At 69.8% G+C, this 1773-nt stretch carries 2 protein-coding genes; both read left to right on the top strand.

Going from position 1 to position 1773, the window contains the following annotated elements; translation table 11 throughout:
* A partial coding sequence (locus WA805_RS09055; RefSeq protein ID WP_425242117.1) for a hypothetical protein occupies positions 1 to 239 on the top strand: 239 nt, incomplete at its 5' end.
* Positions 240 to 382: 143 nt separating this feature from the next.
* The coding region (locus tag WA805_RS09050) for a hypothetical protein (protein ID WP_425242116.1) at positions 383 to 1773 on the top strand (1391 nt) is incomplete at its 3' end.

The following is a 1773-nucleotide window of genomic DNA, read 5'->3' as shown; positions in this document are numbered from 1 at the left end:
GCCTCGGCTCGGCGGTCGCCGAAGTGCTTGCCGAAGCCGGCCTCGGCCGGCCGCTGCGCCGCGTCGGCCTGCGCGACACGTTCGCCGAGGGCGCCAGGACCGGCCCGTACCTGTTCGGCAAGTACGGGCTGTCGATCCAGGCGATCGTGGACGCCGGGTGGACGGCGCTCGGCCGCCGCGACCCGGCTCCGGTGGCCGATTCGGTCCCCGCCGACGAAGGGGAGTACTCGCCGGTATAGCTAGGCGCCCTGCTGGTATACAAGAGCCGAGGACGAACGCACGCACGAATTCCTCAACAGGGGTGTCCCGTGAGCACCGGGACCGATATCTTGCGCGTGGGCAGCGCTATGCGCCGACGTGACGGGAGCGTTTTGATTTGATCATGCCTCAGCGCCACCGGTCCGAGGCGGCGACCCCATCACAGCAGCCTCCTCCGCAGAGCCTGTCTGCCGGGCGCCGCACCGTCGGGGTGCTCCGCGAGCTGTTCCCTGAGCCTCCGGAGCCGGGGACCCGGCGCCTACCGCGCAGCCTGTCCGTCCTCCTCCAGGTCGCCGCCGTCCTTCTCGGGGTCCTCGTAATGCTGGTGCGCGTCCCGGGCCGCAACTTCCCGGCCTGGGACGGTATCTACGCCGAGGATCTGAAGATCTTCCTGCCCCAGGCGCTGCAACACCCCTGGCACCTGCTGGTCCCCGACGATGGATACATCGAGCTGGTCCCCCGGCTGATGGCCCAGTTCGTGACCTATCTGCCGCTTCGCGAGGCGGCGCCGGCCTTCGCGATCGGCGGGGCGCTCGTCACAGCCGGGTGTGCGCTGTTTATCTTCCACGTCAGCGCGGGGCACGTCCGCTCCCCGCTGCTGCGACTCGTGCTCGCCCTGGCAGTCGTGCTGTTGCCCATGGCCCTGATGGAGATCGCCGACAGCGGCGTCGACGCCCCCTGGTACATGGATTTCGCGCTGTTCTGGGCGTGCTTGTGGCGGCCGAAGACGCGGACGGGGATGGCCGGCGCGGCGGCCATCGGCTTCTTCACGGCCGCGTCCACCCTGATGAGCGTGGTGTTCGCGCCGCTGCTGCTGGCCCGCGTCATCGCGCTGCCCCGGCTGCGCGAGCAGGCGGTGACCGCGGGCTGGGCAGCCGGCTGCCTGCTGCAGCTTCCCTACGTGGTGAGCAACCTGGCCAGCGTCCAGTCTCGGGCGGGTCACCCGGCGGCACCCGGCCTCGTGTTCGCCTTCTACGGGCACGGCGTGGTGCTGCCCGCGCTCGGCTGGCACCTGGCCTGGTGGCTGCAGTCTGCCGCCGGACGGAACGGCGCCACGCTGATCATCGGCGGGATCCTCGCTGTGTTCTTCCTCTGGGCCCTGATCACGCAGCCCGGGCGACCCCGGGTGTTCGTGGTGGCAGCCCTGCTGACCGGGCTCCTGTTCGCCGCGTTCGGCGCCATCATTTCGTCGAATCTGCCCGGGTTGCCCGTCACGGAGGACATCGAGCATGGTTCCCGGTACACCACGCTTCCGATCTTCCTCATCGACGCGGCCGCGATCGTTGCGGTCGACTCGTTTATCCGCCATAGACAGCTCAGGCTGCAGACCGTCGCCGCGGTCACGGCCCTGGTCGGGGTCCTGTCGGTTGGCTGGATCACCGACTTCCGCTACAACGGCTTCCGGTCCGATGATGCGACCAACTGGCCGCCGGTCGCGGCCGCCTGGCTGCACGCCTGCCAGCACACGCCGAACGGCATCATCCACGAACAGGCCGGAAGCGAGGTCCTGAAGCC

Origin of the sequence: Trebonia sp. (assembly GCF_049794275.1) — a bacterium.
In the GTDB taxonomy this organism is placed as follows: Bacteria; Actinomycetota; Actinomycetes; order Streptosporangiales; family Streptosporangiaceae; genus Trebonia.
Note: the sequence above shows the minus strand (reverse complement) of the source record. Positions and strands in the feature narration are given on the sequence as shown.